21 protein-coding genes are annotated in these 24,625 nt (G+C 71.3%); 5 read left to right on the forward strand and 16 right to left on the reverse strand.

Annotated elements, in window-relative coordinates:
- Positions 1–151: 151 nt before the first annotated feature.
- From ABZ471_RS16890 to ABZ471_RS16910, 5 genes are all read left to right on the forward strand, one after another.
- Positions 152–1,543, forward strand: coding sequence for an MFS transporter (locus ABZ471_RS16890; RefSeq protein WP_359067111.1), 1,392 nt, complete (start codon positions 152–154; stop codon positions 1,541–1,543).
- Between the two features lie 61 nt (positions 1,544–1,604).
- Positions 1,605–2,768, forward strand: coding sequence for a ferritin-like protein (locus ABZ471_RS16895; RefSeq protein ID WP_359067113.1), 1,164 nt, complete (start codon positions 1,605–1,607; stop codon positions 2,766–2,768).
- A 22-nt stretch (positions 2,769–2,790) separates the two neighbouring features.
- The gene (locus ABZ471_RS16900; protein ID WP_359067116.1) at positions 2,791–3,474 is read left to right on the forward strand and encodes a type 1 glutamine amidotransferase domain-containing protein; all 684 of its coding nucleotides are present in this window, start codon (positions 2,791–2,793) and stop codon (positions 3,472–3,474) included.
- Positions 3,471–5,081 carry an MFS transporter gene (locus tag ABZ471_RS16905; protein WP_359067118.1) on the forward strand — a complete coding sequence of 537 codons (1,611 nt, stop codon included), beginning with the start codon at positions 3,471–3,473 and terminating at the stop codon, positions 5,079–5,081. The genes ABZ471_RS16900 and ABZ471_RS16905 overlap by 4 nt, the downstream gene beginning before the upstream one ends.
- Positions 5,081–6,049, forward strand: a complete 969-nt coding sequence (locus ABZ471_RS16910; RefSeq protein ID WP_359067120.1) for an aldo/keto reductase — start codon at positions 5,081–5,083, stop codon at positions 6,047–6,049. The genes ABZ471_RS16905 and ABZ471_RS16910 overlap by 1 nt, the downstream gene beginning before the upstream one ends.
- Before the next feature lie 18 nt (positions 6,050–6,067).
- Here ABZ471_RS16910 and ABZ471_RS16915 read toward each other — a convergent pair whose 3' ends face one another.
- The 16 genes from ABZ471_RS16915 to ABZ471_RS16990 all read right to left on the reverse strand — a co-directional run bounded on the left by ABZ471_RS16915 (position 6,068) and on the right by ABZ471_RS16990 (position 24,431).
- Positions 6,068–6,985 carry an NAD(P)/FAD-dependent oxidoreductase gene (locus ABZ471_RS16915; RefSeq protein ID WP_359067122.1) on the reverse strand — a complete coding sequence of 306 codons (918 nt, stop codon included), beginning with the start codon at positions 6,983–6,985 and terminating at the stop codon, positions 6,068–6,070.
- 15 nt (positions 6,986–7,000) lie between these two features.
- Positions 7,001–7,435, reverse strand: coding sequence for a CoA-binding protein (locus tag ABZ471_RS16920; RefSeq protein WP_359067125.1), 435 nt, complete (start codon positions 7,433–7,435; stop codon positions 7,001–7,003).
- The gene (gene glgB, locus ABZ471_RS16925) at positions 7,432–9,666 is read right to left on the reverse strand and encodes a 1,4-alpha-glucan branching protein GlgB (RefSeq protein WP_359067127.1); all 2,235 of its coding nucleotides are present in this window, start codon (positions 9,664–9,666) and stop codon (positions 7,432–7,434) included. The genes ABZ471_RS16920 and glgB overlap by 4 nt, the downstream gene beginning before the upstream one ends.
- On the reverse strand, positions 9,663–11,711 hold the full coding sequence (locus ABZ471_RS16930) for an alpha-1,4-glucan--maltose-1-phosphate maltosyltransferase (RefSeq protein WP_359067129.1): 2,049 nt from the start codon (positions 11,709–11,711) through the stop codon (positions 9,663–9,665). Before ABZ471_RS16930 ends, glgB begins: the two co-directional genes overlap by 4 nt.
- A 76-nt stretch (positions 11,712–11,787) precedes the next feature.
- Entirely contained in the window at positions 11,788–12,582 is a 795-nt protein-coding gene (locus ABZ471_RS16935) for a MinD/ParA family protein (protein ID WP_359067131.1), read from the reverse strand.
- A 20-nt stretch (positions 12,583–12,602) separates the two neighbouring features.
- Positions 12,603–13,838: a SpoIIE family protein phosphatase gene (locus tag ABZ471_RS16940; protein ID WP_359067133.1), complete on the reverse strand. Its 1,236-nt coding sequence runs from the start codon at positions 13,836–13,838 to the stop codon at positions 12,603–12,605.
- A 10-nt stretch (positions 13,839–13,848) separates the two neighbouring features.
- Positions 13,849–14,358: an ATP-binding protein gene (locus tag ABZ471_RS16945; protein WP_359067135.1), complete on the reverse strand. Its 510-nt coding sequence runs from the start codon at positions 14,356–14,358 to the stop codon at positions 13,849–13,851.
- A gap of 12 nt (positions 14,359–14,370) precedes the next feature.
- On the reverse strand, positions 14,371–14,682 hold the full coding sequence (locus ABZ471_RS16950; RefSeq protein WP_359067137.1) for an STAS domain-containing protein: 312 nt from the start codon (positions 14,680–14,682) through the stop codon (positions 14,371–14,373).
- 53 nt (positions 14,683–14,735) lie between these two features.
- Positions 14,736–16,880 carry a glycogen debranching protein GlgX gene (gene glgX, locus ABZ471_RS16955; RefSeq protein ID WP_359067139.1) on the reverse strand — a complete coding sequence of 715 codons (2,145 nt, stop codon included), beginning with the start codon at positions 16,878–16,880 and terminating at the stop codon, positions 14,736–14,738.
- A complete protein-coding gene (locus tag ABZ471_RS16960; protein WP_359067141.1) occupies positions 16,877–17,218 on the reverse strand; it encodes an STAS domain-containing protein in 342 nt (113 codons plus the stop codon). The genes glgX and ABZ471_RS16960 overlap by 4 nt, the downstream gene beginning before the upstream one ends.
- The gene (locus ABZ471_RS16965) at positions 17,215–19,053 is read right to left on the reverse strand and encodes an AGE family epimerase/isomerase (RefSeq protein ID WP_359067177.1); all 1,839 of its coding nucleotides are present in this window, start codon (positions 19,051–19,053) and stop codon (positions 17,215–17,217) included. The genes ABZ471_RS16960 and ABZ471_RS16965 overlap by 4 nt, the downstream gene beginning before the upstream one ends.
- Before the next feature lie 144 nt (positions 19,054–19,197).
- A complete protein-coding gene (locus ABZ471_RS16970; protein WP_359067143.1) occupies positions 19,198–20,646 on the reverse strand; it encodes a maltokinase in 1,449 nt (482 codons plus the stop codon).
- The gene (locus ABZ471_RS16975; protein ID WP_359067145.1) at positions 20,643–21,920 is read right to left on the reverse strand and encodes a transposase; all 1,278 of its coding nucleotides are present in this window, start codon (positions 21,918–21,920) and stop codon (positions 20,643–20,645) included. The genes ABZ471_RS16970 and ABZ471_RS16975 overlap by 4 nt, the downstream gene beginning before the upstream one ends.
- A gap of 221 nt (positions 21,921–22,141) precedes the next feature.
- A complete protein-coding gene (locus tag ABZ471_RS16980; RefSeq protein WP_359067147.1) occupies positions 22,142–22,837 on the reverse strand; it encodes an SDR family oxidoreductase in 696 nt (231 codons plus the stop codon).
- 47 nt (positions 22,838–22,884) lie between these two features.
- Positions 22,885–24,228: an NDP-sugar synthase gene (locus ABZ471_RS16985; RefSeq protein WP_359067149.1), complete on the reverse strand. Its 1,344-nt coding sequence runs from the start codon at positions 24,226–24,228 to the stop codon at positions 22,885–22,887.
- Positions 24,229–24,275: 47 nt separating this feature from the next.
- Positions 24,276–24,431: a hypothetical protein gene (locus tag ABZ471_RS16990; RefSeq protein WP_359067151.1), complete on the reverse strand. Its 156-nt coding sequence runs from the start codon at positions 24,429–24,431 to the stop codon at positions 24,276–24,278.
- Between the last annotated feature and the right edge of the window lie 194 nt (positions 24,432–24,625).

Below are 24,625 nucleotides of genomic sequence, written 5' to 3' on the forward strand. Positions count from 1 at the left end.
ACGGCGCTTTCCGATCTGCAGGGAACGCGCGGCATCCGTCAGTCCGGTCGGAGCTGCGGCGGCGTCCGCCCACCGCATGCGCATCAGGCCGAGTTCACGAAGTCCACCCGGGTTTCTGGCCGCCCGCACGCGGGCCGGGAAGCCTGGCGCCATGACATCCGAGAGCTCTGAACTGCTGACTCGGCCGTCCGGCGAGAGCCGGGGGGCACGACGGAGCCCCCGCACGGCGGGTCGCTTCATCGGCATCGTGGTGGGCAACTTCCTGGTCCTGCTCGACGCCTCCATCCTGAACGTTGCGGTTCCGGACCTGCGCGACGATCTGCACGCCTCGGCAAGTGCGCTGCCGTGGACGGTGGATGCGTACACCGTGGTGTTCGCCGGCCTGATGCTGGCCGCCGGTTCCATCGCGGACCGCTGGGGACCGCGCCGGATCTACCGTGCCGCCCTGATCTCGTTCGGCATCATCTCGGCGCTGTGCGCGGCGGCGGACTCCGCCGGGCTGCTCATCGCCGGTCGCGCCCTGCTGGGCGTCGCCGCGGCGGGACTGGTGCCCGCTTCGCTCGCCCTGCTCGCCGGGCTGTATCCGGACCCCGCCAAGCGCTCCCGCGCCGTCGGTGCCTGGGCGGCGATCAGCGCCCTCGGTCTCGTCTCGGGCCCCGTGCTCGGCGGCGCCCTGGTCGCCCTCGGCGGCTGGCAGCTGGTCTTCCTCGTCAACCCGCCGATCGCGCTGATCACCGTGGTGCTGGCGAGGAACCTGTCGGCCGACCGCCCGGCCGCCCACAGGCCGATCGACTATCCGGGCCTGCTGCTGTCCATCGTCGGCCTCGGCTCGCTCACCTTCGGCCTCGTCGACGGCGGCACCGACGGCTGGGCGCGTGCCGTGCCGATGACCGCCATCGCGATCGCTGTACTGGCCTTCGTCCTGCTCGCCGTCGTGGAACGCCGTGCCCAGGATCCGGCGCTGCCCCCGGCGGTGCTCTCGCTGTCGCGGGTGCGGGCCGACCTGGTGGCCGGCTCCGCCGCCTCGTTCGCGTTCTACGGACTGCTGTTCGCGATGACCCAGTGGATGGTCGAGGAGCGGGACATGTCGGCGCTCCAGACCGGGCTCGCGTTCCTGCCCATGACGCTGCCGCTCGCGGTGCTGCCGTTCTTCACCGGCCGCCTGGTCGCGAAGATCGGCACCCGGCCGCTCATCCTCTTCGGCCTCGCCGCCGGTGCCGTCTCCGGCCTGATCCTCTCCTTCTCCGGGACCGAGACTCCCCTCGCGCTTCTCGTCGCGGCCCAGCTGGCCCTCGCCCTGTGCGCCACCACGGCGATCCCGGCCTCGACCGCCGACATGGCGACGGCCGCGCCGCAGCGTTTCGCCGCCACCGCCCAAGGGGCGCTGAACGCCTCCCGCCAGGCCGGCTCGGCGCTGGGCGTCGCCGTGCTCGGCACGCTGGGCTCGATGCACCGGATCGGCCTCGGTGTCGTCGCGCTCGGTCTCGGCTCGCTGCTCCTGGTGACCCTGCTCAGCCGGGCGAGGACACCCCAGAACGCCTGAACGACAGGGCAGTACCCGTCACTTCCCCTCACCTTGTTCACACGATGAAAGGAAGCGAGCCATGACCACCGCCGAGGACGCGACCGTCAAGGCCCCGGTCCGGCGCAACGTCGCCTGGATCCGCTCCGCACTCCAGACGGCGATCGAGCTGGAGCACTCCACCCTGCCCGTCTACACATCGGCGATGCTCTCGCTGGAGGTGCAGAACTTCACCAGCTACAACACCATCCGCAGCGTGCTGATGGAGGAGATGGTGCACATGTCCATCGCCGCCAACATGCTCGCCGCGATCGGCGGCCGGCCCCGGATCAAGGACCTCGACCCGAAGTTCCCGTCGCACGGCCTGCCCGGTGGCGTGGAGCCGGACCTGCACATCGGGCTCGCCAAGCTCTCCAAGCCGCAGCTGCGCAACTTCATGCGGCTGGAGTCCCCGCTCTTCCTGCTGCCCGAGGAGTACGGCCACGAGGACTTCCCGACCATCGGCAAGCTCTACGCCCAGATCAAGGACGCCATCGTCGCCAACGCCGCCGAACTCCGCGCCGCCGTGCAGGGGGGCGGGGTCGCCAACCAGGTCGGCGACAACATCGGCTTCAAGACCATCGTGCCGACGCCGGGAGTCGACCCGGTGGACCAGCTGGTCGAGGGCATCGACGAGATCCTGGAGCAGGGGGAGGGCGCGACCAGCGGGACGATCCGGGCCGGCGCCGCCTACCAGCACGAGGAGTCCCACTACGGGAAGTTCGCGGAGCTCTGGTACGGGCGCACCTACCGTGAGCCGGAGCCGGCGGTCGAGCTGACTCCCGAGACCGAGGCCGTGCACTTCCAGGGCGCGAAGATCGACTGGCCCTCGGTGGTCAACACCCTCGCCGTGCCGGCCGACGGCTACGACAAGCTGCTGGCCGAGGACCCCGACGGCAAGGAGATCACGGAGGCGCTGCTCGTCTTCGACCAGGACTACACGGCCATGATGGCCCACCTCGACGCGATGTGGAACGGCGACCCCGACCAGCAGTGGCCGACCTTCGGCGAAGCCGTCCACAACATGATGAAGCTGCGGGTGTTCTCCTCCTTCACCTTCATGCAGCGCCAGATCCCGCCGGCACTCATCGACGACCTGCCGCGCCTGTACCCGGCCGAGTTCGGCTTCCTGCACAACTACACCGATCTCGACCGTCCGGTGTTCTACGGCCCCCGCTTCCGCAACCTCTCCGCCACCCAGGCCTGAAGCCCCCCGCAGGAGAACGACCATGTCCCGTACGAAGAAGATCCTCATCGTCGTCACCAGCCACTCGGAGCTGGGCGACACCGGTCGCAGCACCGGCTACTACATGCCCGAAGTCGCCCATCCCTGGCGGGTGTTCACCGAGGCCGGCCATCGCGTCGACCTCGCCTCCGTACGCGGCGGCCGCCCCCCGGCCTCGGGCGTGGACGAGAACGACGCGGTCCAGAAGTCGTTCCTCGACGACCCGGAGATGCGTGCGAAGCTGGCCGACACGCTCCGCCCCGAGGACGTGGACCCGGCCGGCTACGACGCGGTCTTCTTCGCGGGCGGCCACGGCACCATGTGGGACTTCCCCGGCAACGAGGCCCTGGCCGCGCTCGCCCGGGACGTCTACGAGGCCGGCGGTGTCGTCGCGGCCCTGTGCCACGGCCCGGCGGCGCTGGTCGGGGTGCGGCTCTCCGACGGCCGCCCGCTGGTCGAGGGCAAGCGGCTGACCGCCTTCACCAACGCCGAGGAGGCCGCGGTCGGCCTCACCGGCATCGTCCCGTTCGCCCTCCAGACCGCCCTGGAGGACCTGGGCGGCAAACACGAGAGCGCCGCCGAGTTCAGCGCCCACGCGGTGACCGACGGCCGCCTGGTCACCGGCCAGAACCCGGCTTCCGCCACGGACACGGCCGTGGCGACGGTCCTGGCCCTGGCGTCCGCATGACGGCACCGGCCACCGGAGCATCGGTTGGGGCACTCGACCAGGACGCACCCACCGCCGACGCACCGGTCGGCCGCGCCCGCTGGTTCGTCCTCGCCGTGGGACTCACCTGCACCTTCCTCGTCGTCGGCGGAGTCTCCATCGCCAACCTCGCGATGCCGTCACTCCAGCAGACCCTGCACGTCGGCTTCGGTGCCGTGCAGTTCGTCGTCGCCGGGTACGGACTGGTGTACGCCGTCTTCCTGATCACCGGCGGCCGGCTCGGTGACGTGCTGGGGCGGCGCCGCGTGCTGCTCGGCGGGCTCGTCCTGTTCACCGCCGCCGTGCTGGTCAGCGGCTTCGCACCCAACGCGCCCGTCCTCATCGGCGCCCGCCTGGTCCAGGGTTTCGGCGCCGCAATGATCTACCCGCAGATCCTGTCGATCATCCAGGACACCTTCGAGGGCGCCGAACGCAACTTCGCACTGGGCCTGTTCGGCGCCACCATCGGCGTGGCCATCGTCGTCGGCCAGCTCGTCGGCGGCGCCCTGATCCAGCTGAACCTGGCCGGGCTGGCCTGGCGCCCGGCCTTCCTGGTGCTGGTCCCGCTCGGCACCGCCGCACTGTTCACCGGCCGCCGTGTCATGGCACCGGACCGACCCGCCGGGCGCGCCCACATCGACCTCGTCGGCACCGGCCTGCTCGGCGGCGCCCTGCTGCTGCTCGTCCTGCCGCTGCTCATCGGCCCGGGCGCGGGCTGGGCCTGGTGGACCTGGGCGATGTTCGCCGCGACCGTCCCCGCGTTCACCCTCTTCATCCGGTACGAGCAGCGCCTGGACCGCACCGGCCGCACCCCGCTGCTGCGCCCGTCCCTGTTCCGGCAGCGGGCGTTCGCCGTGGGCATCGCCATCGGCGTCCTGTACTTCATCACCATCGTCGGCCTCGCCGTCTACACCTCGCTGACCTTCCAGGTCGGCCTCGGCCTCGACCCGCTGCAGGCGGGGCTCGCCTTCGCCCCCGTCGGCATCGCGTTCTTCGCCTCCTCGCTGCTGGTGCCCCGGCTCGTGCCGCGGCTCGGCCGGTCCGTGCTGGTCCTCGGGCACGTCCTGCTGCTCGGCGGCCTGATTGCCGCCTGGGCCACCGTGCGCGGCGCCGGATCGGGCCTGTCGGCGGGCGAGCTGGCCCTGCCCCTGCTGCTGATCGGCACGGCCCAGGGCCTGACGATGTCCCCGCTGATCGGGGTCGTCCTGACCGGCATCCGCCCCACCGACAAGGGCTCCGCCTCGGGTGCGCTGACCACCGCGTTCCAGATCGGCCAGGCCCTCGGGGTGGCCGGAATCGGTACGGTCTTCTCCGTCCTCGGCGCCCACCCGGGCACGGACGCAGCGTCAAGCCGTTACCAAGTCGCCTATCAATCCTCCCTGTTGCTCATGGCGGCGCTTACGCTGGTGTCGTTCGTCCTGGTCCATGCACTTCCGAACCCGCACGACAGCCGGCCCCACCACCACTTCCTGTGGGTGCGGCACGGCCGCCGCACCGGGCTCGCGCACGCGTTCTACCTGCTGACGGGCGGCCATGCGGTGGGCCGCCGGTTCAGCCACTGGTTCCACCACCACGAAGGGAAACACTGATGCGTCAGGTCGCTCTGGGAAGCCAGGGTCTGCGGGTCTCCGCACAGGGACTCGGCTGCATGGGCATGAGCCAGTCGTACGGAGTCGGCAACGACGAGGAGTCGATCAGGACCATCCACCGGGCCCTCGATCTGGGCGTGACTTTGATCGACACGGCCAACGTGTACGGGGCGACCGGCCTGTACGGCGTCGGCGCGAACGAGAAGCTGGTCGGCTACGCGCTGCGCGAGCACCGGGACGACGTGGTCCTCGCCACCAAGTGCGGCATCGTCGACGTGAAGCCCGGCGCGGGCATGCTGCTGCAGGCCGACCCGGACTACATCCGCCGCTGCATCGACGAATCGCTCCAGCGCCTCGGCATGGACCACGTCGACCTGTACTACCTGCACCGGGTCGACCCGAAGACGCCCATCGAGGAGTCCATCGGCACCATGGCGGAGCTGGTGCAGGCGGGCAAGGTCCGCTACATCGGGGTCTCCGAGGTGTCCGCCGACGAACTCGAGCGCGCCCACGCCGTGCACCCGATCACGGCCGTGCAGAGCGAGTACTCGCTGTGGAGCCGCGACATCGAGGCGGAGGTCCTGCCCACGGCCCGCCGGCTGGGTATCGGCCTGGTCCCCTTCTCGCCGCTCGGCCGGGGCTTCCTGACCGGTGCGGTCACCAGCCGGGACACCATGGCCGCGAACGACATGCGTCGCAACATGCCGCGGTTCGCGCAGGAGAACATCGACGCCAACCAGAAGGTCGTCGACGTGATCCGGGAGATCGCCGCCGCCCACGACGTCATGCCCGGCCAGATCGCGCTGGCCTGGGTGCACGCCCAGGGCGCCGACATCGTTCCCATCCCGGGCACCAAGCGGGTCGGCTACCTGGAGCAGAACACGGCCGCCGCGGACCTCACCCTGACCGCGGACGACCTGTCCCGCCTGGCCGAGGCGGCCGCCCAGATCCAGGGCGCCCGCCGCTGAGCCGAGCCACATACGGTCTCAGTCCGCCTTCAGCTCCGGCGGATGCAGGAAGTAGTTGGCGGCCGACGCCGCCTGCGCCCCCTCGTGGACGGCAGCCGTCACCTGGTGGGAGTGCAGCGCGGTGAGGTCGCCGGCCGCGTAGACGCCCGGCACGCTGGTCTTCTGCTCGGAATCCACCTCGACGTATCCGGTGGGAGCGAGCCGGACGCCCAGCTGCCGGGCGAGCGTGGTCTCGGGGGTGGCGCCCTGGATGGAGAAGAGCGCGTCCAGTTCGAGGCGGCGGCCCTCGCGGGTCACCACGGCGCAGAGCATCCCGTCCGCGCCCTCGGCCTCCCCGATCCGGTCGTGCACCACGGGGATGCCGGCGCGTTCCAGGCGGCGGCGGAACTTCGGGCTGATCTCGTCGCTCCGGCTGTTGGTCAGCACCTGCACCCGGTCGGTGAGACTGTGCAGCTGCATGGCCTCGCCGGCGGCCGCGTCGGTGTGGCCGACGACCAGGATGCTCCGCCCCCGGTTCTCGTACCCGTCGCAGGTGATGCACCAGAACATCGACCGGCCGACGTACGACTCCCAGCCCTCGAAGTGGGGGAAGTGGTCGAGGACGCCGGTGGCCAGCACCAGCGCCCGGGCCCGCCAGGAGTGCCCCTGGGAACGGACCGTGAAGCCCCGCTCGGCATCGCCCTCGGCGTGCGTGACCAGGTGGTGCAGGACCCGGGCGTTCGCGTACCGGGAGAGCTGTTCCCGGCCGAGCTTGCGCAGGTCGACGGTCGGGATGCCGTCCGGGAAACCGAGGTAGTTGTGGTTGGTCTGGTGGTGTGTCGAGCGCCCGTGGCCCGTGTCGAAGACCAGGACCTCACGGTTGTAGCGGGCCAGGTAGAGCGCCGCGGAGAGACCGGCCGGGCCGCCCCCCACGACGATGGTGTCGACGAGCCTCATGCGTACGTCTCCTTCTCACGTGGTGCGGCTCAGTGCCCCGGCCAGCTCCAGCTCCGCGTGGACCGCTCCGAGGCAGCGGTTCATGACCACGCGCAGTCCGCCCGCCTCGGCGATGTCCCGGGCCTCGTCGGACACGATGCCGAGCTGCAGCCACAGCGCCCGCGCCCCGATCTCCAGGGCCTGCCGGGCCACGGCAGGGGTCTCGGGCGCCGGCCGGAACACGTCGACCACGTCGACGGGTTCGCCGATGTCGAGCAGCGAGGCGAAACACGGCCGGCCCAGCACCTCGCGGTGGTGCGGGTTGACCGGGATGACGGTGAACCCCTTGCGCTGGAGGTAGGCCGGGATCTCGTGCGCGGACTTGCCCGGCTCCGCCGAGGCGCCCACCACCGCGATGGTGCGCGCCCCGCCGAGGATGCGGCGGTACTCGTCCCACAGGTACTCGGTCATGCGTACGTCCCCTCGTCGTGTCGTTCGCCGTCCGCGGCCCGGTGCCGCGGCCGCAGCCAGAGGACACCGAGGGGCGGCAGGGTGACCTCGGTGCTCCACTCCTGGCCCTGCCAGGGGACCGGAGTGGCGTGCAGCGGCTCGGCGTTGACCACGCCCGAGCCGCCGTAGCGGTCCGTGTCGGTGTTGAGGATCTCGGTCCACTCGCCGCCGGCGGGCAGGCCGATGCGGTAGCCGTGGCGCACGCTCGGCTGGAAGTGGTGCACGCACACCAGAGGGGTGCCGTCGGTGTCGTGACGGACGAAGGAGTACACGTTGTCCTCGGCCGCGTCCGCGTCCAGCCAGCGAAAGCCCTCGGGGTCGGCGTCCAGGTCCCACAGGGCGGGCAGCCGGAGGTAGTGCGCGTTGAGGTCGCGGACCAGGTCCCGGACGCCCGCGTGCGGGGCGTGTGCGAGGGCCCTCCAGTCCAGGCCCGCATCGTGCGACCACTCGCCCTCCTGGGCGAACTCCTGGCCCATGAAGAGCAGATGCTTGCCGGGGAAGCCCCACATGAGGGCCAGGTACGCCCGTACGCCGGCGAACCTCTGCCAGGGGTCGCCGGGCATCTTCCCGAGCAACGAGCCCTTGCCGTGGACCACTTCGTCGTGGCTGATCGGCAGCAGGTGGTTCTCGGCGTACGCGTACACCATGGGGAAGGTCAGCGCGTGGTGGTGGTACTGCCGGTGCACCGGGTCCTTGCCCATGTAGAGCAGCGAGTCGTGCATCCAGCCCATGTTCCACTTGAACCCGAAGCCGAGCCCGCCGTGGTCGGTGCGCCGGGTCACGCCCTCCCAGGCGGTGGACTCCTCCGCGACGGTGACCACCCCGGGGCAGCTGCGGTAGACGGCGGCGTTCATCTCCTGCAGGAACTCCACCGCCTCCAGGTGCTCCCGGCCGCCGTACGCGTTGGGCAGCCAGCCGCCCTCGGGCCGCGAGTAGTCGAGGTAGAGCATCGAGGCGACGGCGTCCACCCTCAGGCCGTCGACGTGGAACTCCGTGCACCAGTACAGGGCGTTGGCGACCAGGAAGTTGCGCACCTGCTCGCGGCCGTAGTCGAAGACGAGGGTGCCCCAGTCGGGGTGTTCGCCCCGGCGCGGGTCGGGGTGCTCGTACAGGGGGGCGCCGTCGAACCGGGCCAGCGCCCAGTCGTCCTTCGGGAAGTGCGCCGGCACCCAGTCGAGGAGCACGCCGATGCCCGCCCGGTGCAGCGCGTCGACCAGGTACCGGAAGTCGTCGGGGGTGCCGAGCGCGGCCATGGGCGCGTAGTACGAGGTGACCTGGTAGCCCCAGGAGCCGCGGAACGGATGCTCGGCGACGGGCAGGAACTCGACGTGGGTGAAGCCCAGCGCCTTGACGTAGCCGGGCAGTTCGGTGGCGAGCTGGCGGTAGGTACGGCCCGGCCGCCAGGAGCCGAGGTGCAGCTCGTACACGCTCATCGGCGCCCGTTCGGCGCGCCGCCGGCCGCGGGCCGCCATCCACTCGGCGTCCGTCCAGCGGTGGCCGGAGGTGAAGACGACGGAGGCGGTGCCGGGCGCGGCCTCGGCCGAGCGGGCGAGCGGGTCGGCCTTCTGCCGCCAGGTGCCGTCGGGCCCGAGGATCTCGAACTTGTACCGGCAGCCGTCGCCGACGCCCGGCACGAACAGCTCCCACACGCCCGTGGCGCCCAGCGACCGCATGGGGTGCCCGGCGCCGTCCCAGTGGTTGAAGTCCCCGACCACCCGCACGGCGCGGGCGTTCGGCGCCCACACCGCGAACGCGGTGCCGGTGACGGACCGGTGCTCGCGCACCTGCGCGCCCAGCACGGTCCACAGCCGCTCGTGCCGGCCCTCGGCGATCAGGTACAGGTCCAGCTCCCCCGGCACGGGCGGGAAGCGGTACGGGTCGTCCGTCTCGCACTCGCACTCGGCGTACCGCACCCGGAGCCGGTAGTCCGAGGTGCCGTCGGGCAGCAGTCCGGAGAAGACGCCGCCGCCCTCGTGGCTCAGCTCGGCCAGGACGTCCCCGGCCGCATCGGTCGCCCACACCGCTTCGGCGAGCGGTTTGAGGACGCGCAGGGTCACGCCGTCGGGTCCCGGGTGCGGGCCGAGCAGCGCGTGGGGATCGCCGGCCTCGCCGGTGGTCAGTCGCTTGAGATCGGTGGCCGGCAGCCGTGCGGGGGCCGTCCGGACGGGGTGGGGGGAAACCGGCGGGTTCACGAGAGGTGCGTCCTGTCCGTGATGAGGTGGGCGACCTGGTGCTGCGGATCGAGGCGTACGTAGTTCTCGCGGCCCCAGCGGTACGTCTCGCCGGTCAGCGCGTCGTGCGCGTCGAAGGTGTCGGCGCGGTCGAGACCGAGGGCCGGCAGGTCGAGGTGGACCGTCGTCTCCCGCACGGTGTGCGGATCGAGGTTGAGGACCACCAGCACCCAGTCGTCCCCGACGCGCTTGGAGAAGCAGACCACCGCGTCGTTGTCCGCCCGGTGGAAGCGCAGGTTGCGCAGCTGGCGCAGGGCGGGGTGGTTCCGGCGCAGCCGGTTGAGCGTGGTGATCAGCGGGGCGAGGGTGTCACCGGAGGCGTCGGCCGCCTTCCAGTCCCTGGGCCGGTACTGGTACTTCTCGGAGTCGAGGTACTCCTCGCTGCCGGGTCCGGCGGGCACGTTCTCGTACAGCTCGTAGCCCGCGTAGACACCCCAGGCGGGGGCGGCCGTCGCGGCGAGCACGGCACGGACCGCGAAGGCCGCGCGGCCGCCGTACTGCAGGAAGGCGTTGAGGATGTCCGGGGTGTTCACGAAGAGGTTCGGCCGCAGGTAGGCCGCGCTCTCCTCGCCGCCGAGCCCGGCCAGCTCGGAGAGGTAGGACTCGACCTCCTCCTTGGAGTTGCGCCAGGTGAAGTACGTGTACGACTGGTGGAAGCCGATCCGGGCCAGGCTGTGCATCATCGCGGGGCGGGTGAACGCCTCGGCGAGGAAGAGCACGTCGGGGTCGGTGGAGTGGACCTCCTCGATGAGCCGCTCCCAGAACCAGACGGGCTTGGTGTGCGGGTTGTCGACGCGGAAGATCCGCACCCCGTGCGCCATCCAGTGGCGCAGCACGCGCAGGCACTCCGCGTACAGCCCCTCGGGCTCGGTGTCGAAGTCGAGGGGGTAGATGTCCTGGTACTTCTTCGGCGGGTTCTCGGCGTACGCGATCGACCCGTCGAGCCGGTGCCGGAACCACTCCGGGTGCTCGGTGACCCAGGGGTGGTCCGGGGAGCACTGGAGCGCGAAGTCCAGCGCCACCTCCAGGCCGAGTTCACCTGCCCGGGCGACGAAGTGGTCGAAGTCGTCGAGGGTGCCGAGGTCCGGGTGGACGGCGTCGTGGCCGCCGGCCGGGGAGCCGATCGCCCACGGCGAGCCCGGGTCGTGCGGGCCCGCGGCCAGGGTGTTGCCGCGGCCCTTGCGGTGGGTGGTGCCGATGGGGTGGACCGGCGGCAGGTACACCACGTCGAAGCCCATTGCGGCGACCGCCTCCAGCCGCTCGGCCGCGGTGCGCAGGGTCCCCGAGCGGGGCGGCTCCAGGACGCCCTCGGCGTTCACCGTGGCCGGCACGGCCCCCTCGGAGCGCGGGAAGAACTCGTACCAGGACCCGGACAGCGCCCGCTCCCGGTCGACGCGCAGCGGCAGCTCGGCGGAGGAGGTCACCAGCTCGCGCAGCGGACGGGCGGCCAGGGTGCCGGTCACCTCGGGGTCGAGGGCCGCGGCGAGCCGGTCGTCGGGGGCGAGCGTGCCGTCCAGGAGCCGGTCGCGCGCCGCCTCCAGCGCCTCGCGGGCCCGCTGCGGACCGTCGGCCGGGAGCTTGTGCAGCGCGCGCTCCAGCAGCAGCGCGCCCTCCGCCAGCACCAGCTCCACATCGATCCGGGCCGGAATCTTGATCCTCGCGGTGTGCCGCCAGGTGGCCAGGGGATCGGTCCACGCCTCGACCCGGTACGTCCACTCGCCCTCCCGGTCGGCCGAGACCTGCGCGGCGTACCGGTCGGTGCCCGGGGCGATGAGCCGCATGGGCGTCCAGGGTCCGGGCACGCCGTCCGGGTCGGTCAGGACGACGTTCGCGGCGACCGCGTCGTGTCCCTCCCGGAAGACCGTGGCGGACACCTCGAACAGCTCGCCGGGCACGGCGCGAGCGGGGCGGCGGCCCGCGTCCACCTGGGGGCGGACGTCCCGCACGGGTATCCGGCCGACGGTGGGGGCCGGCCGACGGACGTCGGACTTGCCTTGCATGGTCATGCCTCCTGGCACCGAAGTAAGAGCCGGTGTGACACGGGCTCTGAGGTCGTGGACCCGGCTCTTGCGCACACCGGGGTCAGGGCAGGGAACGGGGATGCGGCGCAGGCCGGCGCAGCGCCGTGGTCCCGTTGCTCACGTCGGCGATGATGCGGCGGTAGCCCGCCACCAGCGGATGGTGCGGATAGGCCGTACTGAACAGCCGCTCCCCGGCCAGCGAGGCCATCTCGGGGGCGTAGGGCAGCGCCACGGTGATCCGGGTGCCGAAGGCGTTCTCCACCTTCGCGCGCAGTGGCTCCGGCGCCGTCCCGGCCGGCACCAGGTTCACCGCCACGCTCAGCTGCCCGCAGCCCAGGCGCTCGGCGAGCGACATCGTCTCGGCGGCGCCCGCCATGTCCAGCCGGTCCGCCCGGGTGACCACCACCAGGGCGTCCGAGCTGGCCATCGAGGTCACCGTCTCGTTGTTGAAGCCGGCGTGGGTGTCGAGGAGCAGCACGTCGAGGGCGAGCGAGTCGATCAGCCGGTCGAAGCCCTCCCGGAGCAGTCCGACGTCGTAGCCGCGCCCCATGATCTCGTTGATGCCCGCGGCCCGGCTCCGGGCCGGCACCACGAAGAAGCCGTCGTGCCCGGCGTCCGCCTCCGCCGGGTAGGCGGCGTCCTCGATCTCGCACCGCCCGATCAGGTAGTCGCTCAGGGAGCGCCGGACCGTGCCGAGCGCGTCCCCGAACATGACGTCCAGGGCGGGCGTCTGGATGTCGGTGTCCACCAGTGCGACCCGGTGTCCGGAGGAGGCCAGGAGCACCGCCAGGTTGGCGGCCGTGCTGGACTTGCCCGTACCGCCCCGGTACGAGTGCACGGTGATGATCTGCGACATGGTCTCCACCCGGGATTCCGTCAGGAGTTGCGCCGGTGCACGGCCATCATGGTGATGTCGTCCGACTGCTCGGCGGGGCCGACGAACTCGTTGAGCACGCCGTCCATGTGGTCGAGGAGCTCCTCGCCGCGCACGGCCGCCTCGGTCAGCTGCTTGAGCATCAGTTCGTTGCCGAAGAAGCGTCCCGTCCCGGAGCGCGCCTCGGTCACCCCGTCGGTGTAGATGAAGAGGGTGTCGCCGGGGCTGATCTGCGCGTAGCCGAGCGAGAAGGTGACGTCGGGGATGACGCCGACGGCCGGCCCGGTGGGCTCCAGGAGCACCGGGTCGGCGCCGTCGGCACTGACCAGGACCGGCGGGTTGTGGCCGCCGTTGATGTAGACGAGGTTGCCGGTGAGCGGGTCGAGGACGCCGAAGAAGAGCGTGGCGAAGTAGCCCTGCCTGATGTGGTTGCGGGTCAGGTAGTTGTTGGTGCCGACCACCGCGTTGAGCAGCGGGGTCGCGCCGACGACGGGGATCGCGCGGGTCTGCTCCTCCCAGACGGTGGACTCGTTCAGCACGTCGGCGGCGATCAGGTTCTGCAGTCCGCTCTGTTCTGCGGTGTGCCGCAGCAGGCTGCGGATCAGCGCCATGAACAGGGCGGCGCCCACGCCCTTGTCGCAGACGTCGGCCACGACCAGTGCCAGCCGGCGCCGGTTGACCAGCTCGAAGACGTCGTAGAAGTCCCCGGCGACCGTGCGGGCGGGCCGGAAGCGGACGTCGATCTCCCAGTCCTCGGGGCTGGGCAGGGTGTCCGGCAGGAAGCCCAGCTGGATCTCCCGGCCGATCTCCAGCTCGCGTTCGTAACTGAGGAGTTCGGCGTGGGCGGCCACGTCCTCCAGGGTCCGGCTGAACTCGGCGTGCTCGTGGCAGGTGCGCAGCCGGGCGCGGACCAGTTCCGGATGGAAGGGGGGCACGAGATAGTCGGAGCCAGCCTGGACGTGCCCGCCGAGCAGGTGCAGCTCGTGCTCGGCGAACGCCACGACGGTCGGCTGCCGTCCCTCGTCGTCCAGCCGCCGTACGACGGCCTTCACCGTGGCGGGTGCGAGCCGGGCGGAGGCGAGCAGCACGTCGGTCTCGCCGAGCTGGCCCGGGGCCAGCGCGAGCGCCTCGCCCGGGGTACGGCGGCGGACCTCGAACCGCAGCGTCTCCAGCGTGGCCAGCAACTCGGCCGGGGCCCGGCGGTGTTCGTCAAGAAGCAGCACCTTCGTGTGTGACATCTCGTCTCATCTATTCGTGGTGGTCGCGGTGGATCGTCAGCGTGCTGACGTTGCGCCCCGCCACCAGCTCGTAGTCGAAGCGGTCCACCGCCGTCAGCGCCAGGAAGACCCCGAGTCCGCCGACGGCCCGCCGGGACAGCGGCATCGCCAGGTCGGGTGACTTCATGCCGCCGCGCGGGTCGAAGGGCGGGGCGTCGTCCGCGAAGCGCACCCACACCTGGTCCGGGGTGACCGCGCCGTCCACGCAGATGTCGCCCGGCGCCCCGCGGTAGCCGTGCATGACGATGTTGGTCGCCAGTTCGTCGGCCGCCAGCCGGAGCCGGTAGGTCTCGCTGCTGCTCAGCCGGCCCGACCGCCCGAGCTCGAGGACGAACCCGGCGACCAGGTCCAGGGAGGCGAGGTCTGCCGGGATCCGCAGCCCCGCGGTGGGGGCGGCGAGCGGCGGCCCGGCACAGCCCGCCTCGCACCACTCGTGTCCGGCGGTGTGTTTGGCCGACGTGGCTCCGGAGTCGATCGCCATCTTCCGCCCCTCTCAGGCGTCGATCAGCTCGATGCTGTGGTCGAAGCCCGCCAGCCGGATGGTCCGGCTCACCGGCTCCGTGGCCCCGATCACGGCGATGCGCACCTCGTCGCCCATCTTCTGGCGGGCGAAGACCAGCGAGCGCAGTCCCGCGCTGGCCATGAAGTCGAGGTGACGGGCGTCTATCTCCAGCCGGACGGCGCCCTGCTCGGCGGCCTGGTCGACCAGGTCGTGGAAGCGGGGTGCGGTGGACGCGTCGAGTTCGCCCTTGATCTCGATGGTCGCGATGCCCTCGGACACGCTCAGGATTCCGTCGAACGACATGAACAGCTCTCCTTCTGTGAGGCCTTGCGTCTGTGCGGCTCGTCTGCGGCGGATCAGCCGGCGCGCCGGTCCCGGCCGACGAGGATCACCAGCGCGTGCGGACCGAGGTGGTAGCGGCCCGGGTGGTGCAGCTCGCTCTCGCCGCCCACCTCGGCCAGGCCGTGCGGCGCGGCCAGCGAGGTGTCGGCGAACAGATGCCACGCCTGTCCGTCGGGCAGGCCGGGCAGCTCCAGGTCGTGCGACTCCCAGTGGGCGTTGACGGCGAGGTAGACGTGGTCGTCGGCGACCGTGCCGCCCTTGGCGTGCCGGCCGCACCGCATCAGACCGAGCACCCTGCTGTGCGCGGACCAGTCCGGCTGCCAGGCCCGTACGCCGTGCCAGCTGACGTCGGGAAAGCCGCTGCCGACCCGGTCGTAGCCGACGGGGTGGTCGGTGGAGCGCAGGACCGGGTGGGCGTGCCGGAAGGCGATCAGGCGCCGGGTGAACTCCAGCAGTTCGGTGTTGGCCTCGACGAGTCCCCAGTCGAACCAGGAGAGTTCGTTGTCCTGGCAGTAGCCGTTGTTGTTGCCGAGCTGGGTGCGCCCGACCTCGTCACCGGCCAGGATCATCGGAACGCCCTGGCTGGAGAGCAGGATGCCCAGCAGGTTCTTCATCTGGCGCACCCTGAGGTCCCGGACGTGCGCGGAGGCGCTCGGCCCCTCCTCGCCGCAGTTCCAGCTGTGGTTGTCGTTCCCGCCGTCCCGGTTGTCCTCGCCGTTGGCCTCGTTGTGCTTGTCGTTGTACGACACCAGGTCGTTGAGGGTGAATCCGTCGTGTGCGGTGACGAAGTTGACCGACGCCGAGGCGGTGCGGCCCCGGTACAGGTCGGGGGAGCCGGCCAGGCGGGTGGCCAGCTCGCCGACCAGGCCCGGCTCGCCCTTGACGAACCGGCGCACGGTGTCCCGGTACTGGCCGTTCCACTCCGACCAGCGGCCGTAGTTGGGGAAGGCTCCCACCTGGTAGAGGCCGGCCGCGTCCCAGGCCTCGGCGATCAGCTTGGTGTGGCGCAGGATCGGGTCGTGGGCCAGCTGCTCCAGCAGCGGTGGGTTGGGCAGCGGGGTGCCGTCGGGCGCCCGGTCGAGGATGGCCGCGAGATCGAAGCGGAAGCCGTCGATGTGGTACTCGGACACCCAGTAGCGCAGACAGGACAGCACGAAGTCACGGACCACGGGGTGGTTGCAGTTGACGGTGTTGCCGGTGCCGCTGAAGTTGTAGTACTCGCCCCGGGGCGTGAGCATGTAGTACGTGGCGTTGTCCAGGCCGCGGAACGAGATGGTCGGGCCGTGCTCGTTGCCCTCGGCGGTGTGGTTGAACACCACGTCGAGCATGACCTCGATGCCGGCCCGGTGCAGCTCCCTGACGAGGGTCTTGAACTCGTCGGCCTGCATCCCGAATCGGCCCGTGGCCGCGTAGCCGGCCTTGGGCGCGAAGAACGAGACGGTGTTGTAGCCCCAGTAGTTGTGGAGCCGGCCGCCGGTGGCCGGGTCGGTGCGCGGGTTGTCCAGCTCGTCGAACTCGAACACCGGCAGCAGCTCGACGCAGTTGACGCCGAGGTCCCTCAGGTAGGGGATCTTCTCCCGCAGGCCCGCGTAGGTGCCCGGGGCGCTCACCTGGGACGAGGGGTGCCGGGTGAAGCCGCGGACGTGGGTCTCGTAGACGACCAGGTCCTCGGTGGGGATGCCGAGCGGGATGTCGTCGCCCCAGTCGAAGTCCTCGTCGAGAACCTTGGCGCGGTAGGGGTAGACGTCGTCCCAGTCCGGCTCCCGCCCCCACACGTCCCGGCCGGAGACCAGCCGGGCGTAGGGGTCGCTGAGCACCTTGCCGGCGTCGAACCGGTCGCCGGCCTCCGGGTCGAAGGGGCCGTCGGCGCGGAAGCCGTACTCCAGGTTCTCCGCGTCCAGGTCGAAGACCGTCATCGCGTACACGCTGCCGATGCGGAACTCCGGTGGGAACTCCAGTTCGGCGGTGGGGCGGCGGGCGCCCCCCTCGAAGAGGACAAGACGCATCGCGGTGGCCCGGTCGGAGTAGACCGAGAAGTTGATTCCCCCCGGGACCGGATGGGCGCCGTACGGGAAGGGCCGTCCGGCCCGGACCCGGTAGCCGCCGATCCGGCGGGTGGGGAACGCGTCGACGCGCTCACGTGTCTCCTGGACGGTCATCGGCCCGTGCGTTCCCGTGCGGCGTCCAGGTCTTCCTCGATCTGGAAGAAGTCCAGGAACCCGGTGGCGGACATCACGAACCGGACCTCCTCCGACAGGCCGACCAGGGTCACCCCGGTCTGCATCTGCTGGGCCCTGCGGTGCACGATCAGCAGGGTGCGCAGGCCCGCGCTGGAGACGTAGCTGACCCCGCTGAGGTCGATCAGCAGCCGGCTGCCCTGTCCGACGAACGGCAGCAGCTGGGCCTGGAGCCCGCCGGACGTGGTGGAGTTGATCTCGCCTTCGAGGACGACCACCGCGGTGTCGCCCTCGGTGCGGGAGCTGAGCTTGACGGTCATGCCGCCACCTCCGTCCGGGCCACCGGGGCCAGCCGGACCTTGACCTTGACCCGGCCGGACGTCTCGGGCAGGAACACGAGCAGGCCCTCGGCGTCGAAGCCGGTGTGCGGTTCGCCGTCGATCTCGACGGACTCGATGCGCACGGATCCGCGCGGCAGCAGGTCCGGCGCCACGCGCAGCACCCGGCCCTCGACCAGTGCGGGGTCCGGCTTGAACCAGAAGTCCATGGCGCTGCCCCCCAGCAGCAGGTTGTTGTAGACGGCCGCCAGGTAGCACAGCTCGGCCGAGTGGTACATCGACATCGAGTGGCTGCCCTTGAGCCGCTCGACCCCGAGCAGGTACGGCAGCCCGTTGGCGAGCACGTTGAAGTAGACGGCTCCCTCGTCGTGGTCGAGGAAGAAGGCGTTGTAGAAGGCCTGGGCGTCCCGGGCCTCGCCCTGGAAGTCCGCGCGGTCCGTGCTGCCGTGCAGGATGAGGTAGGCGAGGATCGCCTGCTCCTGCTGCCACCACGCCTTGCGGTCGTGCCAGGTGAACCGGTGCCGGTCCTCGCCGTCCGCCCGGACCCGCTCCACCACGTCGTACCAGCCGCCGCGCTGCCGGTCCGCGCCCCACTCCGGCATGGTCTCGCCAAGAGCGGTGGCCAGCTCCAGATAGCCCTCCTTGGGACGCAGCGCGTGCATCCGCATCAGGTTCCAGGCGATCTTGAGGTTGTGGCCGACGACCGCCCGGTTCTGCTGCCAGCCGTGCGTGGTGTCGTGGGACCAGTCCTTGTGGAACCGTTCCTGCACGAAGGGGCTGTGCTCCGGGTCGGGGAAGCGCTGGACGATGGTGTCGAAGGTGTACTCCAGCATGTCGGCGTACGTCTTCTCACCGGTGGCCAGGTACAGGTTGATCAGGTAGGCCGGTGCGTGGTCGCCGACGGAGTTCCAGTTCTTGCGGGCCCGGTTGGGGCCGAGCGACTCGTGCTCCGGGCTGAGCAGGATCGGGTCGATGTGCGAGAAGTACCCGCCATGCTCCGGGTCCAGGTAGAACCGGTCGAAGAGCCGGATGGTGGCGTCCGCGTCGGCCTTGATCCGGGGGTCGCCGGTGATCCGGTACGTCTGGATCGGGCCGGCCAGCGCGTAGATCTGCTCGTAGGCGGGCAGCGCGTCGTAGTCGTCGGAGAACTCCGAGGTGAACAGCTTGGTCTCGACGTCTCCGTCGACCTTGAGGCCGTGGTACCAGTACACGACGTTCTCGTCGGCGTCCACGAACCGCATGTGCTCGCGCAGGTACTCGGTGCCCCGCTCGGCGATCTCCAGGTACTCGTCGTCGCCGGTCAGCAGGAACGCGGAGGCCATGCCGTAGACCAGCCGGGAGATGGTGTCCGTCTCCTGGACATGGCTGGCGGTCTTCTCGCCGCTGAGCCGGATCTCGGTGCGGTACCGGGAGAAGTCGATCGGCCCGTCGCCGAACTGGGCCTTGCGGTAGAAGGCGGCGATCTCGCGGATCTGCCGGATCCACCAGCCGGCCTCCTCGAACCGGTGGTCGTCCGCCTGCCGGCCGGTGAAGACCAGCCGCTTGGCCTCGAACCGCAGCCCGTCCGCCTGCGGATAGAAGATGCCGTACGCCAGGACGTAGCGGCCCTCCTCCAGCAGTGCGTCGATGTGACCGGAGGCGTCCTGGTAGGGCTCCCCGAGGTTGTGCAGCAGCTCGGCGCTCGGCCCGCCGTCCAGGGAGACGGCGAAGTGCCGGCCGTCGGCGGTGACGAGGGTGAAGACGCGCGCCTCGCGGTCGAATCCGGCCACCCGGCCCGCGATGGTGTCGGAGAACGTGAAGTTGACGGTGTCGGACATGGTCACGCCCTTCTCATTATGATTTTGAATTCGTCCGGGACTGATGAACCATCGAATCTCCCGTTCTTGACATTCCGCGAACTGTCATATCTTCAGCGGGTCGGTATCCCCCGGACAAAGAGCGGTCGCGGACTTCCTGAACTTTCAATTCTGTTGCCGGATTTCTTCGGTGAGGCGGCGCACCGCGGCGAGCGGGATGGGCAGCCAGGCGGGCCGGTTGTGGGCCTCGTACACCGCCTCGTAGACGGCCTTGTCCGCCTCGAAGGCGCGCACCAGCAACGGGTCGCGGCGCGGGTCCTGACCGCCTCCGGCGGCATAACCGGCGCAGTACGCCTGCCGGTTGTGCACGGCCCAGGCCGTGGCCCGGCGGGCCATCCCGGCCGCGTGCGGGTCGTCCGGCCGCAGCTCGCCCGGCGGCCGCCCCAGCACCTCCGTCAGGGCGTGGTGGGCCGCGTAGTCGAAGGAGCGCAGCATCGCCGCGACATCGCGCAGGGCCGGCTGCGGCCTGCGGCGCTCCTCGGGCGAGTGCCCGGGTTCGCCCTCGAAGTCGATGAGCACCCAGCCCTGTTCGGTGCGCAGCACCTGTCCCAGGTGCAGATCGCCGTGGACCCGCTGGACCAGCAGCGGCCGGCCCCGCCGCACGCTCTCCCGCAGCTCCTCGTGCAACGCCCACAACGCATCGGCATGCGGCGCCAGTTGGGGCACGCTCCGCACCCCCTCCGCCAGGCGTTCCCCCAGCAGGTCGAGCAGGGCCGCGCTCTGCGGGCCGCCGATCGGCCGGCTGCCCAGCTGCTCGGCGAGCGCGGTGTGCACCCGGGCGGTGGCGAGGCCCAGCCCGTACGACTCCTCGGCGAAGCCACCGAGCGGCGCCTCGGTGCGGTGCTCGCCCGTCAGACAGGCGCGGGCCTGTCCGGTGGCCGCCGCCCAGCCGTCCCCGCGCGAGCGCACGAACTCCTGCACGATGCCGAGCGTGAAGGCGCCCACCGGGGACTCGGCCGTGGTGCGCACCTGGGCCAGGGGCGCCGCGCCCGGCACGGAACCGGCCCGCTGCAGCGCGCCCAGCAGCTCCAGTTCCGGGCTGGTCCCGGGCACGGGACGGCGCAGCACCTTGAACATCGCCCGGTCCGCGAAGGCCACCGAGGTGTTGGACTGCTCCGCCGTGCTCGCCACTCCGGGCACCCCGAGGGGCAGTTCGCTCCCGGGCAGGCGCTCGAAGCGCACCGGCCCCTGCCCCTCGGCACCGAAGCGCCCCAGCAGCCTGGTCATCAGCTCCGGGTCCTGTGTGGCCTCGTACAGCGTCAGGGCCGGGCCACCGGGTGCGGTCAGCCGGCCGATCACCGCCTCGGACGGCACCGGGGCAGACCCCCGGCACATCCCTATCAGCGCCTGGTACGGCCCGTCCGCACCGGTGTCGAACACCGCGACCAGGAGCGCCGGATCGCCCGGCAGCACCCGCTCGAGGAGCCGTGTGGTGACGACCGGCGCCCCACCGTCCTTGCCCGCGAACCACCGCCGACCGGGCAGCCAGGACGCCAGCAGCCCCTCGACGGCCGTACGCACCCGCTCCACTTCCGCATCCACCAGAGTCGTCACGCCGCCCGCACCCCCACCCGCTCACGCAGCACAGGCATCCGCACCGGTGGCGGCATGGTCTCGGCCTGTGGTGCTGTGGACAGGACCGTGGCCGCGTGGGCCAGCGAGACCATCGTCATGTGGTGGTGCCAGCCGCGGAAGGAGCGGCCCTCGAAGTCCCGGATGCCGAGCCCCTCGCTGACCTCCGCCAGGTCACGCGTGACCCGGTGCCCGAGCATGGCGGTGCGGTAGACCGTGCCGAGCTGCGACTGCGGCAGGTTCGACAGCCAGTACTCGCTCGGGGTGCGCCGCGCCGGATCCCGCCAGGCACCGACCAGGATCAGCTCCTGCTGGTCGGCGGGGACGGGCCGTGGGGCGCCCGGCCCCGTCCGGCGCAGCAGGACCCGGGCGGAGCCGACCGACGTCGCCCGCAGGGCGTCCGCCTCGTGGTCGTACCACTCCACCGGCAGGCACTGCCGGCTCAGCTCCGGGACCAGGGTGAGCGGGGAGCCGGGCGGGCACGGCGCGCCCGTGTCCTCGGACACCGGCTCCGGCAGTCCGGGGCGCGGCGACGGCCGCAGCGCCCGCAGCGCCAGACCGCGGGCCGCCGGATCGATCCGGACCACGAAGGGCATGCGGCGCTCCAGCAGCATCGCGCAGATGCCGTACGCGTCGCTCTCGCGCAGGTCCATCACCACCGGCCGGTGCGGCAGGCCCCAGTCCCCGGCCATCGCGGACACCGCCTCGACCGCGCACTGCTCGGGCGGGCAGGAGCCGACGTCCTCCGGGATGCAGGCCCGGCGGCGCAGCGTCGCCTCGCCCGCCCAGCTCTCGGGCAGCGCGAGCCGCCAGTCGACCGGACACGACGCCCGGTCGGCCGCGAGCCACACCCCGATCGCCTGCTGGCAGTTGACGACCCGTCCGTACTGCGAGACCCACCGCCGTTCCACGCCCACCGAGTGCTGCCCCACCTTGGAGATCACCAGCGGCTGGACCACCCAGGCGCGCGGCTCCAGCCGCAGCAGCAGGTCCGCGAGCTCCCGGCGGACCGGCTCGGCGTCCCACGGGGACTTGGTGATGAACTGGTAGAGGCTCTGTTCCACACCGCCGCCGGCACCGTCGGCGATCGCCCGCATCGTCTTCCTCCCGGAAACGGAAAGCAGGCCTCTCACATAAAGCGCGCCCCAACGCCGCTGGTCACTGCGCGGAATGGATCTGAACGTGCGGGAAATGATCTCGGAGATCACGTGCTCGGAAATCTCGGCAGACTCCACGATTTGACGTTCGCCGGGCATGGCTCGGCCCTCTCTGGAATGCGTGAGGTTTTCGCCCGGGGCCGGCGCCGCGGACGCGATGTGCGTCCGCCGGGGCGCCGGCCCCGGCAGGGACCCGCCGGCCTTGGGGGGACGGAACCGGCGGGTGTGCGGGACGGGGCGGGCGGTCGGGGGTGGACCCGCCCTCGTCGTCCGTACGGCCCCGGGCCGGGGCCGTGCTGCTCGGGCCTGTCGCAGCGGCCCTACGGCCGCAGGGCCGGCAGCGGGTCCGGGGTCAGCCTGCGGAACAGCGGTTCCCAGTCCGCGGGGGCCGCGCCCGGCTCGTTGTAGAGCTCGAAGGTGCGGTCCGCGGCCGCCGGGGAGCCCAGCGCCCGGACACAGGCCTCGGCCACCGAGGCGCGCGAGACCCAGCCGTCACCGCGGTCGTCCTGCTCCAGCCGGACACCCGTGCCCGCGCTGCCGTCGTCGGTCAGCCACCCGGGCCGTACGACCGTGTAGGCGAACCCCGAGTCCCGTACCGCGTCCTCGCCGCGCAGCCGCCAGTCGAGCAGCCGTCCGTAGGCGTTCATCGGGTGCTCGCGGCGGGTCACGAAGATCTGGCTCACCAGCACGAACCGGGGCCGCACCGGGTAGTCGGCGACCGCCGCCAGCACGTTGCGGACCCCGCTGTACACGGTGGTCTCCGGACTGTCCGGGCCTGAGTCGGCGGTACCTGGCTCCACGCTGAACACCACGGCGGCACAACCGCGCAGCGCGGGCGCCAGCGTGTCCGCGTACCGTACGTCCGCCTGCCACAGCTCGGTTCCGGGCGGCGGGGTCGCTCCCCGCTCCGGGTGCCGACTCACCACCCGGACCCGCTCGCCCGCTTCGGCCAGTCTCCTGGTCACGAGCGAGCCGAGCCGGCCGGCTCCGCCGATCACCGCTATGGGGCCGTGCATGTGCATGATTCCCCCTATGTGTCTGACACCTGTCGTCCCCGGCCGGGTCACACCCAGCGCAGGACGTCGTCGGCGCTCGTCAGCGTGGTCGCGGCGGGCACGCCGGTCAGCGTGGGCACCCTGAGCCGCGGATAGACGGTGACGCCGCGGAACCGTGATCCGGGCCGCAGTACGGCCCCGTCGCCGATCGCCGTGAGCCCTTCCAGCCGGGTGGGCCGGCCGCGCTCCGAATGGATCACCGCCATCGGTCCGACGTAGGACTCCGAGACGTCGGCGTGGGCGCCGATCACCGCGGACTCGCCGACGGCGGAGTGCACGAGCGTGCTGCCCTCACGGATCTCGGCCCCGTCGCCGACGTCCGTGTGCTCCAGCCGTACGCCCGGCCCGATCTCTACGTCGTGGCCGATGCGCACTCCGGGGCCGATCAGCACCGACCCCTCCTCGATCTTCTGGGCGAGGGTGGTACCGGTCAGGTCGTCCTTGGTCTGCAGGCTGCTCTCGTGGATCAGGCCGTGCGATCCGGCCTGCCCGGACCGCTCCATCAGCCGGTTCATCTGCTCGTACGCGCCGTCGAGCACGAGCCGCAGCGTGTGCAGGTAGTCCTGTACGTTGCCCAGGTCACCGAGCCTGCCGATGGCGTGGGCGGCGACCGGGTGGCCGTGCCCGGCCAGCCAGGGCAGCAGGTCCCCGCCCCAGTCCAGCCGCTGGTGGGACTGCCGGAACAGCTCCGGCTCCCGGGCCAGCAGCCGCAGCCGGCCGCAGTCCACCAGGTACATCCCGGCGTTGGTGGGCAGTGTCGCCCGTTCGTCGGCGGCCGCGTCCGGGAACAGCTCGCGCAGCCCGGCGACGGCCGGCTTCTCGACGAAGCCCGTCACCAGCCCTCGCGCGTCGGTGCGCAGCACGCCGTACTTTCCGGCGATCTCCCGGGCCGTCCGTTCCACCGCGGCCACCGTCACCACGGCTCCGCGCCTCTCGTGCGTGGCCCGCAGGGCCTCCAGGTCGAAGTCGAAGAGCGAGTCGACCGGCAGCACGAGGGCCTGGCCCTGAAGATCCCACTGTTCGAGGTTGTGCAGCGTGGCTCCGGCCGAGCCCACGTTGTAGCGGTCCAGGCGCGAACGGGAGTATCTGACGTCCACCCCGTGCCGCTCGCCGTGGCCCAGCAGCAGCTTGATCTGATGACGGTTCTCCAGACCGTGGGCCACCACGTAGAAACGGCGGATGCCCTGGTCCCTGCAGGCTTCTACGACCCATTCGATGAGCCGGCGTCCGACAAACGGAATGAGCGCCTTGCTGCGAATGTAGTCGGACGATTCCAGGGTGATGGGCTTGGCCCTTTCACCCCTGCCGCCCGCGAGAATAATTCCGATGGTCTCCGGATTCCGACGAGGCACTTTCGCTTCCCCCAATGAGTGCGTCGGACGTCCGCCCGGGGCCTCGGTCAGCCCCATTCCGGGTCATGGTCAGGGCTGTTGGTCGTCTGGACGGCCGACGTGGCGTGCGTGGCCTGCTCGGCAGCCTGCACGCCGAGTCCGAGGAGGAGCATGAGGGCGAATATCGCGCTGAATCGCTTGACGGTCGTTCCTTCGGAATTCATGTGGATTCCCTCCCAGGTGGCTGATAGGCGCTGTCGCCTTCGCCTCAAGAAGCATGCCGCAGTGCACAGCCGGATTTCTTCGCTTGGTAGCCTCGTGATCGCGCATTGCGCATTTCTGAAGGGGGAACGAATGTGCAGAAAGTCGGACAATCTCTCCCATACCAATGTAGTCAGGCTCTGCGACGAAGGTTTGG

The sequence above is a fragment of the Streptomyces sp. NPDC005728 genome (genome assembly GCF_040630895.1).
Lineage (GTDB): Bacteria > Actinomycetota > Actinomycetes > Streptomycetales > Streptomycetaceae > Streptomyces.